The 26,885-nt window shown below is 65.2% G+C and carries 1 protein-coding gene; it reads left to right on the forward strand.

The window, feature by feature from the left end; all coding sequences use genetic code 11:
- Positions 1-69: 69 nt before the first annotated feature.
- Entirely contained in the window at positions 70-26,841 is a 26,772-nt protein-coding gene (locus tag CH271_RS18465) for a non-ribosomal peptide synthetase (RefSeq protein WP_094634417.1), read from the forward strand.
- The last annotated feature ends 44 nt before the right edge of the window (positions 26,842-26,885 follow it).

Consider the following 26,885-nt stretch of genomic DNA (forward strand, 5'->3'; position numbering starts at 1 on the left):
GAGGGCTCCGGGTCGATCCACCCGACGTCGGCCTTCGCCGCCGTGACCGTGCCGCCGAAGGGCAAGTGAATGCGCGCAGCAATTACCGGTGGGTCTCAGACGCCCCCGACCGGGCCCGGCTTCGAAAACGGATTCCCGCTGTCGTCCGCTCAGCGTGGCATGTGGTTCGCTCAGCAGCTGGCCCCTGACGTCCCGGTCTGTATCGCACAGTATGTAGACCTCCGCGGCAACCTCGACATCGCCGTTCTCCAGGATGCGACGGCTCTCGCGGCGCACGAATTCCAATCTGCGTACCTGAGACTGGCCGAGGTGGACGGCGAGCCCGTCCAGATGGTCGATCACTCCATCGACCAGTCGGTGCATTACCTGGATCTGCGCGGCGAAGACGATCCCATGACCTCGGCGCTGCAGTGGATCGACGAGAACTACGTCCAGCCCGTCGACATGGAACACGATCCCCTCGTCGAGAGCTGGATCATTCAGGTCGAGGACGATCGCAACCTCTGGTACAGCAAGATCCACCATGTCGCGCTCGACGGCTACGGTGCCATGACGCTCGTCAACCGAACCGCTGCGCTGTACACCGCGGCCGTCGAACACGTCGAGCCTGCCCCGAACAAGGCGGCCGAGCTACGCCGACTGTACGAGCTCGATCAGGAATACCGGACGTCGTCCCGCTTCGAGTCCGACAAGGAGTACTGGACGGCTCGCGCCGCGGACATCCACGACGGAGCGTCTCTGTCCAACACTGCCGGTCGCACGATCGCCGCCAGCAAGCTGCGCAGCGTCGCTCTACCCGAGGATGTCGTCACCGAGCTCGAGGCATCCGACGCGACCAAGGGCGGAACCGCTGCTGCGGTGTTCATCGCCGCCTTCGGCTGCTACCTCTCGCGGATGACCGGGCGAGAAGACGTCTCGGTCAACATCCCGGTGTCCGCGCGCACCACCGCACTGCTTCGCCGGTCCGGTGGAATGCTCGTCAACGTCGCACCCATTCCGATCCACGTCCCCCAGGACGCTACCGTCGGCGAGCTGGTACAGCAGGTACAGCTCGAACTGATGGGAGCCCTGCGACATCAGCGCTTCAGCATCGAGGACATTCGGCGCGAGTTGGCGGCCTCGGGAAGCGAAAAACAGCTGTCCGGCCCGATGGTCAACATGATGCTGTTCCATCAGCAGATCAACCTCGGGTCCATCGTCGGCGAGTTCAACATCGTCACCTCGGGCCCGGTCGAGGATCTTCTGGTCAACGTGTACCAGAGCGGTTCTCCGGCCAGGACGTTCGTCGATTTCAGGGCCAACCCCAACCGGTACGACGACGACGACCTCACGGCACACCATTCGAGCTTCGTCGACATGGTGGAATCCTTCATCGCGGCCGGGCCCGATGTCGCAGTCCTCGACGTACATCCGGCCAGCGCACGCGAAGGCCAACGCCGGCGACGCGCCGCAGCCGATCTCGCCTACTGGACCGACCGGCTCTCCGACGCCCCGGATCTTCTCGATCTTCCGATCGACCGCTCGCGGCCCTCGAGCATCGGCCATGTTCGCGCATCCCACGAGGTGACGATCGGATCCGAATCGTGGTCCGCGGTGGCTCGACTGGCGGCCGACCGTTCCACCACTCCGTTCGTGGTCTTCGAATCCGCTCTCGCCGTACTGCTTTCGCGGCTGGCTAACACCGACGACGTGTCGATCGCCGTGCCTGCGGGTGACGGCAACACCGTGGTGCTGCGGACGCGACCCGACGTTCGGCACTCGTTCGCCGAGTTAGTCGATGCGTCCGAAACCGACTTCGATGCGGCGATGGCGCACAGCGATACGTCCTTCGACGCCGTCGCCGCGGCCCTCGGTCTGCCCCGATCGGAAGCACACAGCCCCCTTGCTCAGGTTGCGCTCCGGTTCGGTCCTTCCGCACTGCCGCGTGACGGCGTCGGTATGGATCTGGTCGTTACCGTCGACGAATCCGACACTCACGCTGTCGTTTTCGACTACGCCACAGAACTGTTCGATGACACGAGCGTGGCTCAACTCGCCCGCCGCCTCGTACGGATTCTCGACGCTCTGACCACCGAACCGGACCTGCGAATCGGTGACGCGGACATGTTGTCCGCTGCCGAACGCGCTCGCCTGGCTCCGGTTCGTGGTCCGCGGTCTGTGGTGGGTGTGGTGTTGCCGGAGTTGTTGGCTGGTGCGGTGGGTGTTGCTGGTGTCGGTGGTGTTGCGGTGGTGTCGGGGTCGCGGTCTGTTTCGTATGGTGAGTTGGATGCGGCGTCGTCGCGGTTGGCGCGGATGTTGATGTCGTGTGGGGTGGGTCCGGGGTCGTTCGTGGCGTTGGCGTTGTCGCGGTCGGTGGAGTCTGTGGTGGCGGTGTGGGCGGTGGCGAAGGCCGGTGGTGCGTTCTTGCCGGTGGATCCGAATTATCCGGTGGATCGGATCGAGCACATGTTGGTCGATTCGGGTGCTGTGGTGGGTGTGACGTTGGGTGCCGATGTGGGTGCGCTGTCGGGTGTGGGTGGGGTGTCGTGGGTGGTGCTCGATGATGCGGATGTGGTGGCGGATCTGGCGTTTCGGTCGTCTGCTCCGGTGTTGGATGCGGAGCGTTCGGGTGTGTTGCGGCTCGATGATGCGGCGTATCTGATCTATACGTCGGGTTCGACGGGTGTGCCCAAGGGTGTGGTGGTCACTCATCGTGGTGTGGGGAACTTGGCTGCCGAGGAGCGGGTGCGGTTCGGTGTGGGGCCGTCGTCTCGGGTGTTGGCGTTTGCGTCGCCGAGTTTCGATGCGTCGATTCTCGAGTTCGTGTTGGCGTTCTCGGGTGGGGCGACGATGGTGATTGCGCCGCCGTTGGTGTTCGGTGGGGTGGAGTTGGCGTCGTTGTTGGCGCAGGAGCGGGTCTCGCATGCGTTCGTCACGCCTGCGGCGTTGGCGTCGGTGGATCCGGTGGGGTTGGAGTCGGTCGAGGTCGTGGTGACCGGTGGTGATGTGTGTGCGCCGGAGTTGGTGGCGCGGTGGGCGCCGGGTCGGCGGATGTTCAATGCGTACGGTCCGACGGAGGCGACGATTTTCTCGTCGATTTCGTCGGCGTTGGTGGTGGGGGAGTCGGTCGATATCGGTTCTCCGACGATCGGTTTCGCGGAGGTGGTGTTGGATTCGCGGTTGAATCCGGTGCCGGTGGGTGTGGTGGGTGAGTTGTATCTGGCGGGTCCGGCGTTGGCTCGTGGGTATCACGCGCGGTTGGGTTTGACGGCGGATCGGTTCGTGGCCAATCCGTTCGGTGGTGCGGGTTCGCGGATGTATCGCACCGGTGATGTGGTGCGGTGGAATGCCTCGGGTGCGTTGGAGTATGTGGGGCGTAGCGATTTTCAGGTGAAGGTGCGTGGTTTCCGGATCGAGTTGGGTGAGATCGATTCGGTGTTGGCTGCGGTGTCGGGTGTCGATTTCGTGGTGACCATCGGGCGTGAGAGTGCTGCCGGCAGTACGGTGTTGGTCTCGTATGTGTTGCCGGTGGCGGGTACGGTCGTCGAGGTCGATGCGTTGCGTGAGCATGCCGGTTCGATGCTGCCTGCGCACATGGTGCCGTCGGCGTTCGTGATGTTGGAGTCGATTCCTCTCACTCCGGCAGGCAAACTCGACCGCACCGCACTCCCCGAACCCGAACTCGGTTCACAGGGTGCATTCGAGGCCCCGGAAACGGAATACGAGGCCGTGGTGGCGACCGTGTTCTGCGACGTTCTCGAGGTCGATCGAGTCGGCGTGACCGACAGCTTCTTCGATCTCGGTGGAAACTCCCTCGTGGCAACGCGTTTGATCGCGCGGGTCAACTCGGCTCTCGGAACCGACCTGAAGGTGCTGGATCTGTTCGAGGCGTCGACGGTGCGAGCTCTGTCGGAACGTGCCGAAGCCAAGGGCGCGTCGCTGCATCGCCGTCCGGCGCTCGTCCCTGTCGACCGGCCCGATTCGATTCCGCTGTCTCTCGCACAGCAGCGGATGTGGTTCATCAACCAGTTCGATGTGTCCTCGCCCGCGTACAACATCCCGCTCACCGTGCGCCTGACGGGTCGCCTGGACGTGGATGCGATGGCTGCAGCCGTCGGCGACGTCCTGTCGCGGCACGAGTCGCTGCGCACGGTGTTCCCGACGGTGGGTGACCTACCGAATCAGGTGATCGCGCCGATCGAGGACGTCACCGGATCGAAGCTCCCCCTCGACGTGGTCGACGTCGACTCCGCATCGGTCGACGCGCTCGTCCACATTGCTGCGACAACAGGTTTCGACGTCACGGTCGATCTTCCCTTCCGCGCGGTGCTGTACCGGACCGGCCAGGAGAGCTTCGTACTCTCCATCGTCGTCCACCACATTGCGGCAGACGGTGCGTCGATGGCACCGCTGGCTCGAGACGTGATGGTCGCCTACGGTGCCCGATCCGCGGGTTCGGCTCCGTTGTGGGAGCCACTCGCCGTCCAGTACGCGGACTTCGCGCTGTGGCAGCACGCCGTTCTGGGCGACGAGAGCGACTCCACCTCGGTGGCGTCGCGGCAGATCGAATTCTGGCAGTCGGCTCTGGCAGATCTGCCGGATGTGCTGCCGATGCCTCTCGATCGCCCGCGCCCCACCCGGCAGTCGATGCGCGGCAGTGTCACCCCGTTCACGATTCCCGGCGACGTTGCCGCTCGGTTGAGTTCGGTTGCCGCCGAACAGGACTCGACGCTGTTCATGGTCGTCCACTCCGCACTCGCGCTGCTGCTCGCGCGCCTGAGCGGCACTCAGGACATCGCTATCGGTACTCCGATCGCCGGTCGCGGCGACGCGGCCCTCGACGACCTCGTGGGCATGTTCGTCGGGACTCTCGTACTGCGAACACAGGTCGAGCCTCGAGCAACATTCGCCGAACTGCTCGCCGACACTCGTAGCTCCGACCTCGCCGCCTTCGACAACAACGACATCCCGTTCGAGCGTCTGGTCGATGTACTCGATCCGGTGAGGTCGACCGACCATTCACCGCTGTTCCAGGTTCTCCTCGAGTTCCAGAACAATGCAGCGGTCACGTTGGAGCTACCCGATCTCACCGTTCGGTTCGAGGAGATCGGCACCGACACAGCAAAATTCGATCTACAGCTGCGCGTGGACCAGGAGCCGGTGGACGGGTCCGGTGCACTGTCGGCTTCGTTCACCTACGCCACAGATCTGTTCGACCCCGAGACCATCGACCGGTTCGTGGATCGGTTCCTGCGGATCGTGTCGACCATCGGCACCTCGACGGACGTACGCACAGGCGACATCGACATCCTGTCCGCCGCGGAGCGGGAGCTCGTCCTGTTCGAGTGGAACGACACCGCACGTCTGATCGAACCTCCGGTCCACCAGCAGGTTCCGGCCGGGGACGTCGACATGACGCTCAGCAGCCTCTTCGATCGACAGGTGCAGCGCAGTCCGTACTCGACCGCACTCGTGTTCGAGGACGAGCACATCACCTATCTCGAATTGGACGAACGAGCGAATCAGCTCGCGCGACACCTCATCTCGCTCGGCGTCACACCCGAATCCCATGTCGGCCTCGCGATCCGACGGTCGATCGACCTGCTCGTCGGCATGTACGCGATCGTCAAGGCCGGTGGTGCGTACGTGCCGATCGACCCGGACCATCCGGTCGAGCGCTCGTCCTACGTCCTCTCCAGCGCTCAGCCGGTGTGCATCCTGACCACCAGCCGCGACTGGATCAACATCCCGGTCGCAACTCCGGTCCTCGCCGTCGACCTGCTCGACGTGTCCGATCGCGACCACTCCGCGGTCACCGATTCGGACCGTTCGGGAAGACTGCACGGCTCGAACACCGCATACGTCATCTACACCTCGGGTTCGACCGGTCGGCCCAAGGGTGTCGCCGTCACGCACGCAGCCATCGTCAACCGGTTGCTGTGGATGCAGCACGAGTATCACCTCGAGCCTGCGGACACCGTTCTCCAGAAGACACCGGCCACGTTCGACGTCTCGGTGTGGGAGTTCTTCTGGCCCTTGCAGGTCGGTGCCAAGCTCGTCGTGGCCGAACCCGACGGACACCGCGATCCCGTGTACCTGTCCCGCATCATCGCAGACGAGCACATCACCACGGCGCACTTCGTACCGTCGATGCTCGCGGTGTTCGCGGCAGGGGCGCGGGCCGCGGAATGTGTCTCGCTTCGACTGGTGTTCTGCAGCGGCGAGGCGCTTCCGCCTGCCACCGCCGCGCAGTTCGCACAGTTCTCCCTCGCGGAACTGCACAACCTCTACGGTCCGACCGAAGCGGCAGTCGACGTCAGCTACTACCACGTCACCGGGCGCGACGCCGTCTCGATCCCCATCGGCGCACCGGTGTGGAACACCCGCTTGTACGTGCTCGACGCCTCGTTGCGACCGGCTCCGATCGGTGCTCCCGGCGAGCTGTATCTCGCCGGCGTGCAACTCGCTCGTGGGTACGTCGGTCGCGGCGATCTCACAGCGGATCGCTTCGTCGCGGATCCGTTCGGCGAGCCGGGCGAGAGGCTCTATCGCACAGGCGATCTGGTGCGCTGGCGTGCCGACGGCGAACTCGAGTACATCGGCCGAACGGACTTCCAGGTCAAGCTGCGCGGACTCCGCATCGAACTCCCCGAGATCGAGTCGGTTCTCCTTCGATCCGAGTCGGTCGCCCAGGCGATCGCGTTGGTGCACAAGGACCCGAACACCGGTGAGACCCTCGTGGCCTACGTGGTCGGTGCGCACGGCTTCGCCGTCGACCCCACCTCTCTGACCGCCGAGGCCGCGCGCCGCCTCCCGGGGTACATGGTGCCCTCACACGTGGTGGTACTCGACTCGCTCCCGGTCAACGCCAGCGGCAAACTCGACCGCAAGGCATTGCCTGCGCCCGAATTCACCGTCGCCGCGTCGGAGTTCTTCGGCCCCGAGAACCCGGTCGAAGAGATCGTCGCCGGTATCTTCGGCGATCTGCTCGGTATCGCTCAGGTCAGCGTCACGTCGAGCTTCTTCGAGATCGGTGGCAACTCGTTGATCGCGATGCGGTTGGTCGCGCGAATCAACGCCGCACTCGGAACCGATATCAGCATCAGGGATCTGTTCGACGCGCCCACCGTGCGCGCGTTGTCGGCAGGCATCGACATCGGCGAGCACGACGCTGCAGCCGCGCCGGGGCTGGTCCCGCAGGAGCGACCGGATGTGGTGCCGCTGTCGCTGGCACAGCAGCGGATGTGGTTCATCAATCAGTACGACACCGAGTCGGCTGCCTACAACGTCGCGTTCGCCATGCGCTTGAACGGTGTGCTCGATGTCGACGCGATGCACTCGGCCATCGGCGACGTGTTGAGCCGGCACGAGTCGCTACGCACGATGTTCCCGCTGACCGACGACGTTCCCGTGCAGTCGATCCTCGACGTGGCAACGGCACAGCCGGATCTGACTCCGATTCTCGCGGACGACGAGCGTCACGTCTCGGAGCTGATCGCCGACGTCGCCGGCTCGGGCTTCGACGTGGTGGCGGATGTTCCGCTGCGAGTCCGCCTGGTTCGGGTGCGCGAGGACGAGCACGTGCTCGTGATGGTGGTGCACCACATCTCCTCCGACGGTTTCTCGAGCGCCCCGCTCGCCCGCGACCTGATGGTGTCCTACAGTGCCCGCGCCGCAGGGCACGCACCGAGCCAGGAACCGTTGCCGGTGCAGTATGCCGATTACGCGCTGTGGCAGCGCCGGTTCCTCGGCGCGGAGTCCGATCCCGAGTCGTTGATGGCCAAGCAGCTCACCTACTGGGTCGACACACTGTCGGGCAGCCCCGAGGTCCTGACGTTGCCGACCGATCGCCCGCGTCCCGCAGTGGCATCCCTGCGCGGCGAGAGCGTCACGTTCGAGATCGACGCGTCGGTTCACGCTCGCCTTGCTGCTGTTGCCGCCGAGCACAATTCGAGCTCCTTCATGATCGTGCACGCAGCTCTGGCCGTCCTTCTGGCGCGACTGTCCGGTACCGAGGACATCTCTGTCGGAACGCCGATCTCGGGCCGAGGAGACGCCGCCCTCGACGAACTCGTCGGCATGTTCGTCAACACGCTCGTACTGCGTACCCAGGTGCCCGGTTCGACACGGTTCGAGGACCTGCTCTCGGACGTTCGCTCCGTCGACCTGGCCGCGTTCACTCATTCGGATGTCCCGTTCGAGCGAGTGGTCGATGCGGTCGATCCCGCGAGATCGACTGCCCATGCACCGTTGTTCCAGGTGATGCTCGAGTTCCAGCAGACCGACCGACCGACGGTGACGTTGCCCGGACTGTCGATCGAGAGCATCGAGCTACCCAACGACATTTCCAACTTCGACCTGCAGTTGACGATCTCGGAACAATTCGACAGGTCCGGAGCACCGGCCGGCATCGAAGCCGGATTCCGTTACGCCACAGAACTGTTCGACGCAGATACCGTCCGCGTTCTCTCCGATCGCCTCGTCCGAATCCTCGACGCGGTGACGGCCACGCCGTCCATCCGAGTCGGTGACATCGAAATTCTGTCTGCCAACGAGTACGACTCGCTGGCTCCGGTTCGTGGTCCGCGGTCTGTGGTGGGTGTGGTGTTGCCGGAGTTGTTGGCTGGTGCGGTGGGTGTTGCTGGTGTCGGTGGTGTTGCGGTGGTGTCGGGGTCGCGGTCTGTTTCGTATGGTGAGTTGGATGCGGCGTCGTCGCGGTTGGCGCGGATGTTGATGTCGTGTGGGGTGGGTCCGGGCTCGTTCGTGGCGTTGGCGTTGTCGCGGTCGGTGGAGTCTGTGGTGGCGGTGTGGGCGGTGGCGAAGGCCGGTGGTGCGTTCTTGCCGGTGGATCCGAATTATCCGGTGGATCGGATCGAGCACATGTTGGTCGATTCGGGTGCTGTGGTGGGTGTGACGTTGGGTGCCGATGTGGGTGCGCTGTCGGGTGTGGGTGGGGTGTCGTGGGTGGTGCTCGATGATGCGGATGTGGTGGCGGATCTGGCGTTTCGGTCGTCTGCTCCGGTGTTGGATGCGGAGCGTTCGGGTGTGTTGCGGCTCGATGATGCGGCGTATCTGATCTATACGTCGGGTTCGACGGGTGTGCCCAAGGGTGTGGTGGTCACTCATCGTGGTGTGGGGAACTTGGCTGCCGAGGAGCGGGTGCGGTTCGGTGTGGGGCCGTCGTCTCGGGTGTTGGCGTTTGCGTCGCCGAGTTTCGATGCGTCGATTCTCGAGTTCGTGTTGGCGTTCTCGGGTGGGGCGACGATGGTGATTGCGCCGCCGTTGGTGTTCGGTGGGGTGGAGTTGGCGTCGTTGTTGGCGCAGGAGCGGGTCTCGCATGCGTTCGTCACGCCTGCGGCGTTGGCGTCGGTGGATCCGGTGGGGTTGGAGTCGGTCGAGGTCGTGGTGACCGGTGGTGATGTGTGTGCGCCGGAGTTGGTGGCGCGGTGGGCGCCGGGTCGGCGGATGTTCAATGCGTACGGTCCGACGGAGGCGACGATTTTCTCGTCGATTTCGTCGGCGTTGGTGGTGGGGGAGTCGGTCGATATCGGTTCTCCGACGATCGGTTTCGCGGAGGTGGTGTTGGATTCGCGGTTGAATCCGGTGCCGGTGGGTGTGGTGGGTGAGTTGTATCTGGCGGGTCCGGCGTTGGCTCGTGGGTATCACGCGCGGTTGGGTTTGACGGCGGATCGGTTCGTGGCCAATCCGTTCGGTGGTGCGGGTTCGCGGATGTATCGCACCGGTGATGTGGTGCGGTGGAATGCCTCGGGTGCGTTGGAGTATGTGGGGCGTAGCGATTTTCAGGTGAAGGTGCGTGGTTTCCGGATCGAGTTGGGTGAGATCGATTCGGTGTTGGCTGCGGTGTCGGGTGTCGATTTCGTGGTGACCATCGGGCGTGAGAGTGCTGCCGGCAGTACGGTGTTGGTCTCGTATGTGTTGCCGGTGGCGGGTACGGTCGTCGAGGTCGATGCGTTGCGTGAGCATGCCGGTTCGATGCTGCCTGCGCACATGGTGCCGTCGGCGTTCGTGATGTTGGAGTCGATTCCTCTCACTCCGGCAGGCAAACTCGACCGCACCGCACTCCCCGAACCGGATTGGTCCGCTCAGGTCACGGCCGGTCGCGATGCGGACAATGCGGTCGAGAAGACGTTGGCCGGATTGTTCGCCGAGGTTCTTCGCCTGGACCGCGTCGGCGTCGACGATTCGTTCTTCGCCCTCGGCGGCGACAGCATCATGTCGATTCAGCTGGTCTCGCGCGCCAAGGCGGCCGGACTGTCCCTGTCGCCACGAGATGTGTTCGAGCACAAGACCGTTGCGGCTCTGGCCGAGGTGGTCGCGTCCGCGGACGGCACCGCACCTCTCGTGCTGGAGGAGTTGCCCGGTGGCGGTGTCGGCGACGTACCGCTGACTCCGATCGTGGCATGGATGCTCGATCGGACGGCAGTCCTCGACAAGCACACGCAGACGGCGGTTCTCACTCTTCCGGTCGACATCGAGCTGGAGGTGCTCGAGGCCACCGTCCAGACGGTCCTCGATCATCACGACATGCTCCGCGGCGTATTGCACCGCGGCGAGCACCCCACGATGGAGGTCCTGCCCGTCGGATCGGTCTCGGCGAACTCGGTGGTGCACCGCGTGACGTCGACAACCGTTCGCGGAGACGGATTCTCGCAGCAGGCCACGGTCGAGGCAGAAGCAGCAGTCGGCCGGCTGGCTCCCAATTCCGGTGTGATGATCCAGATGGTGTGGTTCGACGCCGGCTCCGAGGGGAGCCGTCTGCTCGTCGTCGCCCACCACCTGGTCATCGACGGCGTGTCCTGGCGAATCCTGGTTCCGGACCTGGCGTCGGCATGGGCCCAGATCATCGGCGGAAACACGCCCGAGCTGGCTCCGGTCGGCACCTCCATGCGTCGTTGGTCGCACGGTTTGCGTGAGGTCACCGCCACCCGCGGCGACGAGCTGGCGATCTGGCGCGATGTTCTGGCACAACCGGATCCGCTCATCGGATCGCGAGCACTCGATCGCGAGATCGACGTGTACGGCACAGTGGACAAGGTCGAGTTGTCGCTGTCCACCGACGTCACCGAGGGTCTGCTGACGGCACTGCCCGACGCGTTCCACGGCAGCGTCAACGACGGCCTGCTCGCCGCTCTCGCGCTCGCCACGGCGGTGTGGCGACGTGGTCGGGGAGTGGCCATGGACGACGCGTTGATCTCGCTGGAGGGTCACGGCCGCGAGGACCACGTGGTACCCGGTGCCGATCTCGGCCGGACCATCGGTTGGTTCACCACGATCTACCCGCTTCGGTTGACCCTTGCCGGTCTGGACCTGGACGATGCCCTCGCCGGCGGTGTCGACGCAGCGCGTCTGATCAAGTCGGTCAAGGAACAGTTGCTGGCAGTTCCCGACCACGGCATCGGGTACGGCATGCTTCGCTACCTGGACGAGGACGGTGCCGCTGCTCTGCGCGACTTCCCCGCTCCCCAGATCAGTTTCAACTACCTCGGGCGCTACAGCACCGATGTTCCGGACGAGCTTCGCGGACACGGCTGGCTGCCGGTCGACGACTCCGGTGTCGGCGATTCGCAGGACCACGATCTACCGGTCGCAGCAGTGCTCGACATCAATGCCGTCACCACCGCGACGCCGACCGGCCCGCGGTTGGAGGCGACGTTCGCTTTCCCCACCGGTGTGCTCGACGCCGACGAGGTCGGCGAACTGGCCGAGCTTTGGCGTCAGGCTCTGACCGCGCTGACACAGCTCGCCCAGCGACCGGGGGCAGGTGGCTTCACGCCGTCCGATCTCGATCTGGTGCGGCTCGATCAGAGTTCCATCGACGACCTCGAACGGGTCTATCCCACGCTGGACGACATCTGGTCCATGACGCCCCTGCAGGCCGGATTGCTGTTCCACGCCGAGCTGTCGGATCAGTCCGTGGACGCCTACATCGTCCAACTCGTGTTGGAGTTGCGCGGTAGCGTCGACGAGGCGCGATTCCGGCGTGCTGCTCGGGCGCTCCTGCGTAGACACGCGAACCTGCGAACAGCTTTCGTTCACAACAACGACGGCGAGTCCATCCAGATCGTTCACCACGACGTGGACGCTCCGTGGTCGTCGATCGACCTGACCGAACTGGACGTCGAAGATCGAGCCGTCGAGCTCGATCGCATCGAACACGACGACCGTGCCACCCGATTCAACATGGCGCAAGCACCTCTGTTGCGTTTCATGCTCATCACCGTGGCACCGGGCGAGTGGCGTCTGGTGATGACCAACCACCACATCTTGCTCGACGGTTGGTCCACGCCGCTGCTGCTCAAGGACCTGCTGACGCTCTACGTCGTCGACGGCGACGACACCGTGCTCCCGCGGGTTCCCGCCTACCGCGACTACCTGTCGTGGCTGGCCAAGCGCGACCGCTCGTCGGCACTGGAAGCGTGGACGAACGCGCTCGCAGGGTTGTCCGAGCCGACGCTCCTGACGCCGGTGGAGAGCCGACGCCAGGAGTCGACGTTGGCCGGGCGTTCGTTGGTCTCGCTCGACGTGGAGCAGACGAACCGCCTGCGCAGCGTCGCTCGTGCCCGTGGCGTCACGATGAACTCCATGGTCCAGGCGTCGTGGGCCCTGGTCCTCGGCACTCTGACCGGACGCTCCGACGTCGTGTTCGGTGCCACGGTGTCCGGACGCCCGCCTGAGGTCTCCGACATCGAGTCGATGGTCGGTCTGTTCATCAACACTCTGCCGGTGCGGATCGTGCTCGATCCGTCGGAGACACTCGGTGAGTACCTCGAGCGGGTGCAGGCCGAACAGGCCGCTCTGCTCGATCACCACTACCTCGGCCTCACCGACATTCAGCGAGCGGTGGGACCTTCCGTCGCCTTCGACACCCTGACGGTGTTCGAGTCGTACCCGATGGACCGCGCGGGATTGTCGGCGGAGACCGACCTCGCCGGAATGCAGGTGCACGACGTGCACGACGGCAGCGACACAGCGCAGTATCCGCTGACGCTGGTCGCCATGGTCGACGATCGGCTGCACATCGAGGCCAAGTACCTACCGGAGTTGTTCGAGCACAGCGTCGTCGCGGCGACGGTCGACAGAATCGTGCGGGTTCTGGAAGCCATTGCCACCGACACCGGTCGACGTGTCGGATCGCTGTCGTTGCTGTCCGAGGAAGAACTGCGCCGGGTGGCACCGGTTCGGGGACCGGCATCGTCCGATGCTCGGATGCTTCCCGATATCTTCACCGACGCCGCTGCTTCGAACCAGCACGGCACCGCTCTGTGGAGCGCCGGCCGCACCGTCGACTATGCCGAACTCGACGCGCAATCATCAGCTCTCGCAAGAACATTGATCGCTCGCGGTGCCGGCCCGGAAACTGTCGTTGCGCTGGCTCTGCCACGGTCCGTCGAATCCGTACTCGCCATCTGGGCAGTCGCCAAGACCGGGGCGGCATTCCTGCCGATCGATCCGAGCTACCCGCGCGATCGCGTCGAACACATGCTCGTCGACTCGAACGCGTCGATCGGTCTGACCCTGTCCGAGCACGTGGCCGCGGTCTCGGATCTCGGCTCTGCTCAGTGGACCGTGCTCGACCACGAGGACACGCGTGCCGAGCTCGCCGGTCACCCGACCGCGCCGGTTCGCGACGGCGACCGTGTTCGCCCGATGCACATCGATCAGGTCGCGTACCTGATCTACACCTCGGGTTCGACGGGTGTTCCCAAGGGCGTCACCGTCACCCATCGTGGGTTGGCGAATCTGGCCGAGGAGGAGCGGACTCGTTTCGAGGTGACCCCGGACGCTCGGGTTCTCGCGTTCGCGTCCCCGAGCTTCGATGCCTCGATACTCGAACTGCTCATGGTGTTCTCCGGTGCCGCGACCATGGTCATCGCGCCGACGTCGGTCTACGGTGGCACCGAGTTGGCCGAACTGCTCGCAGCACAGCGCGTCACGCATGCGTTCGTCACGCCCGCTGCACTGGCATCGGTGGATCCGGCCGGGCTGACCGAGTTGGCCGTGGTCGCAACCGGTGGCGACGTGTGTCCGCCCGAGCTCGTGGCCCGCTGGGCACCGGGCCGTCGTATGTTCAACGCGTACGGTCCCACCGAGGCGACGATCTTCTCGTCCATCAGTGATCGACTGCACGTCGATTCCGCCATCGACATCGGTTCGCCGACAATCGGTTTCAGTGAGGTCGTTCTCGACGCACGATTGCATCCCGTCCCGGTCGGAGTTGCGGGCGAGCTCTATCTCGCCGGGCCGGCACTGGCACGTGGCTACCATTACCGCTTCGGGCTGACCGCAGACCGTTTCGTCGCGAATCCCTTCGACGAGAACGGTGCCAGGATGTACCGCACCGGCGACGTGGTGCGGTGGACCGAGTCGGGAACGCTCGAGTACGTCGGTCGCAGCGACTTCCAGGTCAAGGTGCGCGGTTTCCGCATCGAACTGGGCGAGATCGACGCCGTCCTGACCGACGATCCGACCGTCGAGTTCGCGACCACGGTGGGTGTCGACGGCCCGACGGGCAACACCATTCTGGTCGCCTACGTTCTTCCGAGATCCGGCGAGCAGGTCGACGCGGCAGCTCTGCGCACGCACGTGTCGAGTTCACTACCGACTCATATGATCCCGACGGCCTTCGTCGCACTGGAGTCGATTCCGTTGACACCGGCCGGCAAGCTGGATCGCAACGCACTGCCTGCACCCGATCTTCATCTCGGGGGCGACTCGCGTGCACCGCGCAACGACACCGAGCAGATCATTGCCGACATCTTCGGCGAGGTATTGGGGATCGACGGCGTCGGAATCGATTCGAGCTTCTTCGATCTGGGTGGCGACTCGCTCAGTGCCACCAGGCTCACCGCCCGCGTCAACTCTGCCCTCGGAACCACGATCACCGTCCGCGCATTGTTCGAGGCGCCCACCGTCGAGTCACTTGCGGTGCGGGTGCACAGCAACCCGGTCGGCACCCTGCGCCGTCCCGCACTCGTGGCGAAGCCGCGACCGGATTCGATTCCGTTGTCGCTCGCGCAGCAACGAATGTGGTTCATCAATCAGTTCGACGTGACCTCGGCGGCGTACAACATCCCGCTCGCGGTGAGACTGACGGGTCTACTCGACATCGCTGCGATGAGCGCGGCCGTCGGGGACGTCCTGGAACGTCACGAGTCGCTGCGCACGGTGTTCCCCACCCACGGGGAGCGCCCCGAGCAGAAGATCCTCGACGTTCGGACGGCGAGGACCGAACTCGCCGTCGTCGATCTGGACGCCACCGAGGTCGTTGCGGCCATCTCGGCCGCTGCCGCAACAGGATTCGACGTGTCGACCGACCTACCGTTCCGCGCGGTCCTGTACCGGGTGGCACCGGACGAGTTCGTGCTCTCGATCGTCGTGCACCATATCGCCGCCGACGGCGCGTCCATGGCACCCTTGGCACGAGACGTCATGGTCGCCTACGGTTCTCGCGCAGCGGCCGGCGCTCCGATGTGGGCACCGCTCGACGTCCAGTACGCGGACTTCGCGATCTGGCAACGCACCGTCCTCGGCGACGAGTCCGACCCCTCGTCCATTGCCGCGCAACAGTTGGACTTCTGGAAGACAGCCCTGGCGGATCTTCCCGACGTGCTGCCGTTGCCGCTCGATCACCCGCGGCCCGCTCGGCAGTCCATGCGCGGCAACAGTGTTCGGTTCGAGATCGGCCGCACCACTCATGCCGAACTTGTCGACCTCGCACGCGCCAACGAGGCGACCGTCTTCATGGCCGTCCACGCGGCATGGTCGATCCTGATGGCACGCATCAGCGGCACCGAGGACATCGCGGTCGGTACTCCGATCGCCGGACGAGGTGACGCCGCACTCGACGATCTGGTCGGCATGTTCGTCGGCACCCTGGTTCTGCGCACGGAGGTGGCACCGCAGCTCTCGTTCACCGATCTGCTTCGAGCCACTCGTACGGCCGATCTGGCGGCGTTCGAGAACACCGATGTTCCGTTCGAGCGGTTGGTCGACGTTCTCGACCCGACCCGTTCGACCGACCGTTCGCCGTTGTTCCAGGTGCTACTCGAATTCCAGAACAACACGTCCGCGACGCTCGAACTGCCGGAGCTCACGGTCGAGGCAGTCGACATCGACGCGCACGTTGCGAAGTTCGACTTGCAACTGACCGTCGCCGAGGAGTTCGACGAGTCCGGCGCACCGGCCGGAATGACCGCCGCGATCACCTACGCGGTCGACCTGTTCGAGGAATCGTCCGTCGATGAGTTCTCGGCGCGGTTCGGCGCGGTGCTCACCGCCGTGACGGCCGATCCGGAGCGCGCCGTCGGCGACATCGATCTCCTGCTCCCGGGCGAGCTCGACGCCATGACGGGCGAGTGGAATCACGCGGGCCTCGTGGCATCCGATGCAACGTTGTTCGATCGATTCGCCACTGCTGCAGCGCGATTCCCCGATTCGCGCGCAGTCGTCTTCGGAGATCGCACGCTGACCTACGCCGAGTTGGACGACCGGTCGAATCGACTCGCACGACTCCTCGTCCAGCGCGGTGTGACCTCGGAATCGCTCGTGGCGGTCGCGATGCCGCGCAACGAGGAGCTCATCGTCGCGCTGCTCGCGGTGATCAAGTCCGGTGGCGGCTACCTTCCGATCGACGTGTCCTACCCAGCGGATCGGCTGGCGTTCATGCTCGAGGATGCCTCGCCGGTCTGTGTGATCTCCACGGTCGCCGACAGTGCGGCAGTACCTGCCTCGGATCTCGATGTCCTCGAGATCGATTCGCCCGAACTGATCGCCGAACTGGACGGCATGTCGGGTGCGCCGCTGACCGATGCGGACCGCTCGGGTGGCACCAGTGCCGACTCGATCGCGTACGTCATCTACACCTCGGGCAGCACCGGTCGACCCAAGGGTGTGCAGATCGCGCACCGCAACGTGGCGACGCTGTTCGCCAACACCGCTGATCTCTTCGATTTCGACGATCGCGACGTCTGGACGATGTTCCACTCGTATGCGTTCGACTTCTCGGTGTGGGAGCTGTGGGGACCGCTGCTGCACGGTGGAACGCTCGTCGTCGTCGACTACTACACGGCGCGCTCCCCGGAGCTGTTCCGCGAGTTGCTGGCACGCGAGAAGGTCACGGTGCTCAACCAGACACCGACGGCGTTCTACCAGTTCGCGGAAGCGGATCGAGTGGCCACCGAAAGCCTCGCCGGCACCGCGGACTCCGACCTGTCGTTGCGCTACGTGATCTTCGGCGGCGAGGCACTCGATCTCGGTCAGTTGGCTCGCTGGTACGCCCGACACGACGAGTCCGCGCCGACTCTGGTCAACATGTACGGCATCACCGAGACGACGGTCCACGTGAGCCACCTGGCCCTGACCGAGCAGTTCGCGGCGTCGGCCTCGGCCAGTGTCATCGGTCAGGCGATCCCCGCACTGCGCGTCGCCGTGCTCGACACGCGTCTGAATCCGGTTCCGCCGGGTGTGACCGGTGAAATGTACGTCTCCGGGGCACAGCTCTCTCGCGGCTACCTGGGCCGGGCCGGTCTGTCGGCCACCCGTTTCGTCGCCGATCCGGCCGGAGAAGCCGGTGCCCGCATGTACCGCACCGGCGACACTGCGCGGTGGAATCGCGACGGGGCACTCGAGTACCTGGGCCGCAGTGACATGCAGGTACAGCTGCACGGCTTCCGCATCGAACTCGGCGAGATCGAGAGTGCGCTGCTCGCATTCGACGGTGTCGCCGCTTCCGTGGTCTCGGTTCGAGACGACGGATTCGGTGATCGACTGATCGGATACGTCGTCGCCGAAGCGGGTCGAACACTCGATCACTCCGCCGTTCTCGAATTCGTCGGACACTCACTGACGTCGTACATGGTTCCGGCTGCGTTGATCGTGCTGGACGAGCTGCCGCTGACCGCCAACGGAAAGCTCGATCGCCGAGCACTGCCGGCTCCGGACTTCTCCGCCAACGTGACCGAAAGCCGTTTGCCGGCAACCGAAGTCGAGTCGATCCTCGCCGGGTTGTTCGCCGATGTCCTAGGCCTCGACACCGTCGGCGTCGACGACTCGTTCTTCGCTCTCGGCGGCGACAGCATCATGTCCATCCAGCTGGTCTCACGCGCCAAGGCGGCCGGTCTGGTCCTGGCTCCGCGCGACATCTTCGAGCGCAAGACCGTCGCGGCGTTGGCCGAGGTCGTTGTTCTCGGGGGCGACGTCGTCGTACTGGAAGAACTCGACGGTGGGGGAGTCGGCTCGCTGCCTCTCACACCCGTCGTTCGCTGGATGTTGGACCGCAGCACCGACTTCGGTCGCTACACCCAGACTGCCCTGCTTCAGCTTCCGGTCGGTATCGAGAGCGAGACTCTCGAGCGCACCGTCCAGGCCGTGCTCGATCGTCACGACATGCTCCGGTCGAGGCTGTTCGAGGATGCGGACGGCATCTGGCACGAGGACGTATCTCCGATCGGGACCGTGTCCGCCGCGTCGGTCATCCATGCCGTCTCGGTCGATTCCGTGGACGGTGCCGAGTTCTCCTCCCGCGCCGCAACCGAACTCGACGCCGCAGCGGATCGACTGGTCCCCGCCGACGGGGTCATGGTCCAGATGGTGTGGTTCCAGGGCCCGAACGGGTCCGGCCGACTGCTCGTCGTCGCGCACCACCTCGTCATCGACGGCGTGTCCTGGCGCATCCTCGTTCCCGATCTGGCCACGGCTTGGAGCCAGATCGTCGCGGGCGACGAGCCTGTGCTGGCACCGATCGGCACGTCGATGCGACGGTGGTCCACCGGATTGACCGAGGTCACCGCGAGCCGCGCCGACGAGCTCGGGTTGTGGCAGCGGATTCTCAGCGGCGACGATCCGACGATCGGTTCGCGACCACTGGACAAGAGCGTCGATGTCGACGCCACCGTTCAGCGCATTCGCACATCGCTTCCGGTCGAGGTCACCGAGCGTCTGCTGACCACGGTGCCGAATGTCTTCCGGGGCAGCGTCAACGACGGCCTCCTGGCCGGGTTGGCTCTCGCGCTCACGGCATGGCGTCGTGAACGGGGAGCCGCTGTCCGCAGTGCGCTGATCACGCTCGAAGGCCATGGCCGTGAAGACGCCGTGGTTCCCGGAGCCGATCTCGGCAGAACCGTCGGCTGGTTCACCACGATCTTCCCGGTGCGACTCGACCTCGGTTCGGTGGACATCGCCGACGCGTTGTCGGGTGGAGACTCTGCCGGTGCACTGATCAAGGCCGTCAAGGAACAGCTGTTCGAGATTCCCGATCACGGAATCGGTTACGGCATGTTGCGGTACCTCGATTCCGCTGGGACCGAGGCGCTGTCCGACTTCGCCGCTCCACAGGTCAGCTTCAACTACCTCGGGCGATTCTCGACCGGATCGTCCGAGGGTATGGAAGACGTGGGCTGGATTCCGGTCGCCGACGCCGAACTGGGCGATGCGCAGAACCCGGACATGCCCGTACCTGCCGCGCTGGACATCAACGCCGTGACCACCTCGACACCCGACGGTCCGCAGCTCGACGCCACCTTCGCGTTCCCGGCCGGGATCCTGGGTGCGGACGAGGTCGATCGGTTGATCGAACTGTGGACGCAAGCACTGACCGCGATCACCGAGCACGCCTCGGCCGAGGGTGCGGGCGGCTTCACCCCGTCCGACCTCGAGCTGGTGGACATCGATCAGCGCTCCATCGAGGTGCTCGAGAAGCGGTTCCCCGACCTCGACGACGTGTGGTCGATGTCGCCACTGCAGGCCGGTCTGCTCTTCCATGCGCGCCTCGCAGGCGAGGTCGGCAGCGACAGCGCAGGCGTCGATGCATACATGGTGCAGCTCGGTCTCGAGCTGCGTGGCGTCGTCGATGCCGAGCGGATGCAAGCAGCTGTGAACAAGCTCGTCTCTCGTCATCCGAACTTGCGGGCAGCCTTCGTACACAACAGCACCGGCGAATCGCTGCAGGTCGTGCAGAGTTCGGTCACAGTGCCGTGGTCCCAGGTCGATCTGCGCGGTGAGGCCGACGTCGAGGCTGCGCTCGAGGCCGTCCTCGCAGCCGATCGCGGTGTGCGGTTCGAGATGGACTCTGCGCCGCTCCTTCGATTCACGCTGATCACCCTCGCCGACGATCACTGGCGACTGCTGCTGACCAATCACCACATCCTGCTCGACGGATGGTCGACACCGCTGGTCGTCAAGGAACTGATCACCCTCTACGTCACCGAGTCCGACGACTCGATGCTCCCGCGTGTGCCCGCCTACCGGGACTACCTCGCGTGGATGCGGCAACGCGACGTCGCGATCTCCACTGCGCAGTGGGTCAGTGCGATGGCCGGTGTCGAGGAGCCGACGCTACTGGTCACCGGTGATCGAGGTCGCCAGTTGTCCACCGTCTCGAGCGAGACCGAGCGGTCGTTGTCGATAGAGACCACAGCGGCTCTGCGCGATTTCGCGGCGCGACGCGGGTCCACTCTGAACACCCTCGTTCAGACCGCGTGGGGCATCGTGCTCGCCACTCTGACCGGACGCGAGGACGTCGTCTTCGGCGCCACGGTGTCGGGTCGGCCGCCTGAGGTCTCCGGTATCGAGGGCATGATCGGGCTCTTCATCAACACGCTGCCCGTTCGAGTCACTCTCGATCGAAGCGAAACACTCGGAGCCTTGGTCGATCGCGTCCAGGCCGAGCAGGCGTCACTGCTGGACCACCATTACCTCGGTCTGACCGACATCCAGCGCGCGGCCGGTGCCGGCGTCGCATTCGACACCTTGACGGTGTTCGAGTCGTACCCGGTCGATCGCGCCGGAGCTTCTGCGGCAACAGATTTCGCAGGCATGCAGGTGACGGACATCCTCGGCACCGACGCCGCGCACTACCCGCTGACTCTGGTGTCGTCGGTCGACGAGCGCCTCAACCTCAAGGCCAAGTACCTGCCCGAGCTGTTCGAGCTCGAGGACGTGCACGCGATCGTCGATCGAGTCGAACGGGTACTCGACGCGGTCCTTGCCGACGAACAGCAGCCACTGGCTCGACTCCGGCTGCTGGCCGATGCCGAGTTCGCCTCTCTGGCTCCGGTGTTCGGACTCGAGGGCCGGTCGGCGCGGTTGTTGCCGGAGATCTTCTCCGACGCAGCTGCCGTCGATCCTGACGCCATCGCAGTCCGCAGCGTCGACGGCGAGTTGACGTACCGAGAGCTGGACCGACAGTCGAACCGGCTCGCGCGCATTCTGCTCGGCCACGGTGTGCGCCCCGAGACGTTCGTAGCGCTCGGGATCGCTCGCTCCATCGAGTCGGTGCTGACGGTCTGGGCCGTCGCGAAGTCCGGAGCCGCCTTCGTACCGGTCGATCCGAACTACCCCGCCGATCGCATCGAACACATGCTGGCCGACTCCGGCGCAACGTTCGGTGTCACCACCCGCGCTCATCTCGACGGTCTGCCGTCGACCGTCCCGTGGATCGTTCTCGACGACCTCGGCACAGACGGTCCGAACGCGGTGAGCGACGAGCCCATCGCGGAGGACGAACGCCATGGTCGCGTCACCCTCTCGAGTGCCGCGTACACGATCTACACGTCGGGTTCGACCGGAGTTCCCAAGGGGGTCGTAGTCACCCACACCGGCCTCGACAACTTCGCGACCGAGCAGCGCGAGCGCTACCGGGTCACGAAGGACTCACGCACACTGCATGTTTCGTCGCCCAGTTTCGACGCGTCCGTGCTCGAGTACCTGCTCGCGTTCGGCGTCGGAGCCACGATGGTGATCGTTCCGCCCACGGTGTACGGCGGCGCCGAGCTGGCATCGTTGCTGGCCGAGGAATCGGTCACTCACGGCTTCATCACCCCGTCCGCCCTCGCCTCGGTCGATCCGGCCGGTCTCGACACGTTCGCCGATGTCGTCGTCGGCGGCGAGGCCGTCCCGGCCGAGTTGGTCACCAAGTGGGCTCCCGGTCGCAACCTGTTCAACGGCTACGGACCGACCGAGGCCACCATCATGTCCAACATCAGCGCACCGATGGTCGCCGGCGAGCCGGTCTCGATCGGCGGGCCGGTGCGGGGTGTGTACGAGGTGGTCCTCGACTCGCGGCTGCAGCCGGTTCCCATCGGGGTTGCAGGTGAGCTGTATCTCGCGGGCGTCGGACTGGCCCGCGGTTACCACGATCGGATGGGGCTGACGGCCGAGCGATTCGTCGCCGACCCGTTCGGCGCTCCCGGCGCCCGGATGTACCGCACCGGAGATGTGGTGCGCTGGTCGGCCGATCTGACCATCGAGTACGTCGGTCGAAGCGACTCGCAGGTCAAGGTCCGCGGCTTCCGCATCGAACTCGGGGAGATCGACGCCGCACTCTCCGCGCATCCGGCGGTGGATTTTGCAGCCACCTTCGGAACTCCAGGGCCGAACGGTGCCACTGTTCTCGTGGCGTACGTACGCCTGACGGGAGACAGCCCAGCAGAGACGGTCGATGCTTTCGACACGGCGGTTCTGCGCGATCACCTCGCCGCCGCACTGCCGTCGCACATGGTGCCCAGCGCCATCGTCGTGCTCGAGTCGATTCCGCTCACTCCGGTGGGCAAGCTCGATCGCGCCGCACTGCCCGTACCCGAGTTCGGCTCGGCCACCTCGTACCGAGAGCCGAGCACGCCTGCCGAGCTGACGGTCGCTGCGGTCTTCGCCGAGATTCTCGAGGTGAATCGAGTCGGTGCAGACGATGGCTTCTTCGAGCTCGGTGGCGACTCGCTCAGTGCAACGCGGGTGATCGCTCGCGTCAACGCCGAGTTCGGCACCTCGATCGGTGTGCGCACGATCTTCGAGACCCCGACGGTGTCGGGATTGGCAAGCGCGGTCGGCACGTCCGACACTCGCGCGCAGCGCCCGGCTCTCGTTGCGGCGGCGCGTCCGGAGCACATTCCGCTCTCGCTCGCCCAGCAGCGTATGTGGTTCATCAACCAGTTCGACACCTCGTCGGCCGCGTACAACGTGCCGCTGGTCGTCAAACTGACCGGGCGGCTCGACACCGCTGCGCTGGCCGACGCGGTGGTCGACGTTCTGGGACGCCACGAGTCTCTGCGCACGACCTTCCCCGACGGCCCGGAGTTCCCGGTGCAGCTCGTGCACCCGGCCGCCGATGTCGCGCCTGTGGTCGAATCCGAACGGATCGATGCCGCTGTTCTGACCGATCGCGTCGCTCTGTTGGCAGGTCGAGGATTCGACGTGACCACCGAAATTCCGGTACACGTCGAGCTGTTCGAGGTGCTCGATATCGACGTCGACGCATCCCAGGATCCCGTCTTCGTGCTCGCCATGGTGGTGCATCACATCGCTGCCGACGGTGCCTCGATGGCACCTCTCGCTCGCGACGTCGTGCTCGCGTACTCGGCGCGCAGCGCAGGTATGGCACCGAACTGGCAGCCGCTGCCCGTCCAGTACGCCGACTACACGATCTGGCAACGGTCGCTGCTCGGAGACGAGCAGGACGCGTCGAGCGTGGCAGCGGCTCAGCTCGAGCACTGGTCCACTGCGCTCGCGGGTCTTCCCGATCTGTTGCCGTTGCCGACGGACCGGCCGAGGCCTACCACTCAGGACTTCCGCGGTGGCCGAGTTCGCTTCACCGTCGATGCCGACATCCATCGGGCCCTCGTCGACATCACTCGCGAACAGAACGTCAGCATGTTCATGGTTCTGCACGCCGCGTTCGCCGTCGTTCTGGCTCGTTTGAGCGGTACCGACGACATCGCGATCACCACCCCGGTGGCCGGGCGCGGTGACGCTGCACTCGACGACCTCGTGGGCATGTTCGTCAACACGCTCGTGCTGCGCAGTCGGGTCGACGAGTCCGCTTCGTTCGACGACCTGCTGAACCAGGTCAAGGCACACGATCTCGACGCATTCGATCACACCGAAATGCCCTTCGAGAGAATCGTCGAGGTTCTCAATCCCACTCGTTCGACCGCATACGCTCCGCTCTCGCAGGTTGCGCTGTCGTTCCAGAACAACGAGAAGGCCTCGGTCGAGCTTCCGGACCTACGCGTGGAGGGCTTCGACTTCGACGTTCCCGTGGCCAAGCAGGATCTGCAGTTGCTGCTGTCCGAGACCTTCGACGAGGACGGGCGTCCGTCCGGCTTCGAGGCCGCGTTCGACTACGCCACATCGCTGTTCGACGCGGCCAGCGTCGAGGCCATCGCGGCGCGACTGAATCGAGTTCTCGATGCCGTCGGACGCGACCGACACACGGTGGTCGGAGACATCGAAATTCTGGGCGCCGACGAGCAACGTGAGTTGGTGCCGGCGCGAGGAAACGCGGACGCGGCGGTCCGGACGTGGCCGGAGTTGCTCGCGGCGGCCGTCGCGCTCGACCCGTACGCAGTCGCCGTCACCTACCGAGGCATCAGCCTGTCGTACGCCGATCTCGACAGCTGGTCCAACCGAATCGCTCGAATGCTGATCGACTACGGCGTCGGTCCCGAGACGTTCGTCGCGTTGGCGCTGCCTCGATCGATCGAGTCGGTGCTGTCGGTGTGGGCTGTGGCCAAGACCGGTGCCGCCTTCCTGCCCGTCGATCCGAACTACCCGGCGGACCGAATCGCGCACATGCTCGAAGATTCCCGTGCCGCAATGGGTCTGACCGACATCGACAGCAGAGAATCGCTGCCCGACACCGTTCCGTGGCTGGTGCTGGACGATCCGGAAATTTCCGCGGAGTTGTCTCGCTATCCGGCAGACGCGGTGACCGACGTCGAGCGCACGGCGACCCTGCACATCGACCACCCCGCCTACCTGATCTACACCTCGGGTTCGACCGGTCGCCCCAAGGGCGTTGCAGTGCGGCACCGTGGCTTGGCCAACCTCCAGGCCGAGGTGCTCGAGCGATTCCGCCCCACTCGGGATTCGCGTGTGTCGCACATCGCGTCGCCGAGTTTCGACGCATCGATCTACGAGCTGACGATGGCGTTCGGCGTCGGTGCCACCGTCGTGATCGTGCCGCCGGGAGTCTTCGGCGGCGGCGACTTGGCCGACCTGCTCGAATCCGAACACGTCACCCATGCGTTCCTGACTCCCGCGGCGCTGTCGTCGATCGACGAGTCACGTCTGGGCAGCGTTCGGGTCCTTGCCGTCGGAGGTGAGGCATGCACTCCGGAGTTGGTGGCGAAATGGGCACCGGGCCGCAAGATGTTCAACGGCTACGGTCCGACCGAGACCACCATCCAGGCAAGTGTCGGTGGACCGCTGGTGCCCGGTGGCGCAGTGGACGTCGGCAGGCCTGGAACCGGTTTCCGGTTCCAGGTGCTCGACGCACGACTGCGGCCGGTTCCGGCCGGAGTGTCGGGCGAGCTCTACATCGCCGGCCCCGGTACCGCCCGCGGATACCTCGGTCGTTTCGGGCTGACCTCCGAGCGCTTCGTCGCCGATCCGTTCGGCACTCCGGGCGATCGGATGTATCGAACCGGTGACGTCGTGCGCTGGGGAAGTGCAGGGGCCGTCGAGTTCGTCGGCCGCAGTGACTTCCAGGTCAAGGTGCGCGGTTTCCGTATCGAACTCGGTGAGATCGACTCCGCCCTCACCGAGCACGACCAGGTCGGGTTCGCCGCCACGATCGGGCACACGGCGGCGTCCGGTGACACAGTTCTCGTGTCCTACGTCCTCGCGGCCGACGGCGAATCGGTCGACACCGAAGCACTTCGCGATCGCGTCGCCAAAATGCTTCCACGGCATATGGTTCCGTCGGCGATCATCGAGCTCGACGACATTCCGCTCACTCCTGTGGGCAAGCTCGATCGGCGGGCACTGCCGGTTCCGGAACTGACGACGTCGACAACGCCGTACCGGGCACCGACGACCGATGTGGAAGCTGCTATCGCCGATGCGTTCGCTCAGGTTCTCGGGGTCGATCGGGTCGGCATGGACGACAACTTCTTCGAGCTGGGCGGAACGTCGCTGGTGGCCACGAAGATCGTGCCCGCCATCGAGAACGCCATCGGAGTCCGGGTCCCACTGCAAGCGCTGTTCGTCGATCCGACACCGGCAGGGCTGGCCGCACGCGTCGCCGCAGATGCCGACGCCGGGGGCGCGGATCTCGACTCGGTGTTCGGAGTCGTGATTCCGCTGCGCGGTACCGGGTCCAAGGCCCCGTTGTTCTGCGTCCACCCGGGAATCGGGTTGTCGTGGGGATACGCCGGTCTCGTCTCACAGCTGAGCGACGAGCGTCCCGTGTACGGCCTGCAGCTGCCGAGCATCGTGGAAGGGTCGACCTTCGGATCCATTCGCGATCTCGCACACCGCTACGCCGACGAGATTCGTGCCGTCCAGCCGGTGGGGCCCTACCACCTTCTCGGGTGGTCGCTCGGCGGCTCGCTCGCTCATGCGATAGCCGTGGAACTGCGCAGCACCGGCAGCGATGTTCGGACGCTCGCTCTGCTGGACAGCTACGTCGACGGCCACGACGGCGAACCGGACGGGGGAGCGTTGAGCGTCGAGAATCTGCTTGCGGGATTGGGGCTCGACCTGACGGCACAACCGTCGTCCGAGCCGTTGACCTACGAACGGGGCGTCGAACTACTCGACGAGTCGTTGGGGCAGACGACCGGTATTTCTGCCGACCATCTCCGACGTATCAATGCGGGATTCGAGAACTCGACTCGAATAATGGCCGAATTCGTCCCGGACGTCTTCGACGGAGATGTTTTGTTCTTCTCCGCAACTAAGGGTGCGAGCGATGGAATTGTTCGATCCCCGCAAGAATGGCGGCCGTATGTGACAGGAGATATCGTCATCCACGATGTCGACGTTTTCCACAACGAGATGACCAATGCGGACGCTGCCACGGTGATCGGGCCGGTCGTCGATTCGCATCTCGGTAATACACCCGAATAACGATTGGTGTGTTCTTCACATCGAAGGGCAGATCTACGAATACC

This window comes from Rhodococcus sp. 05-340-2 (assembly GCF_002258915.1).
GTDB lineage: Bacteria > Actinomycetota > Actinomycetes > Mycobacteriales > Mycobacteriaceae > Rhodococcoides.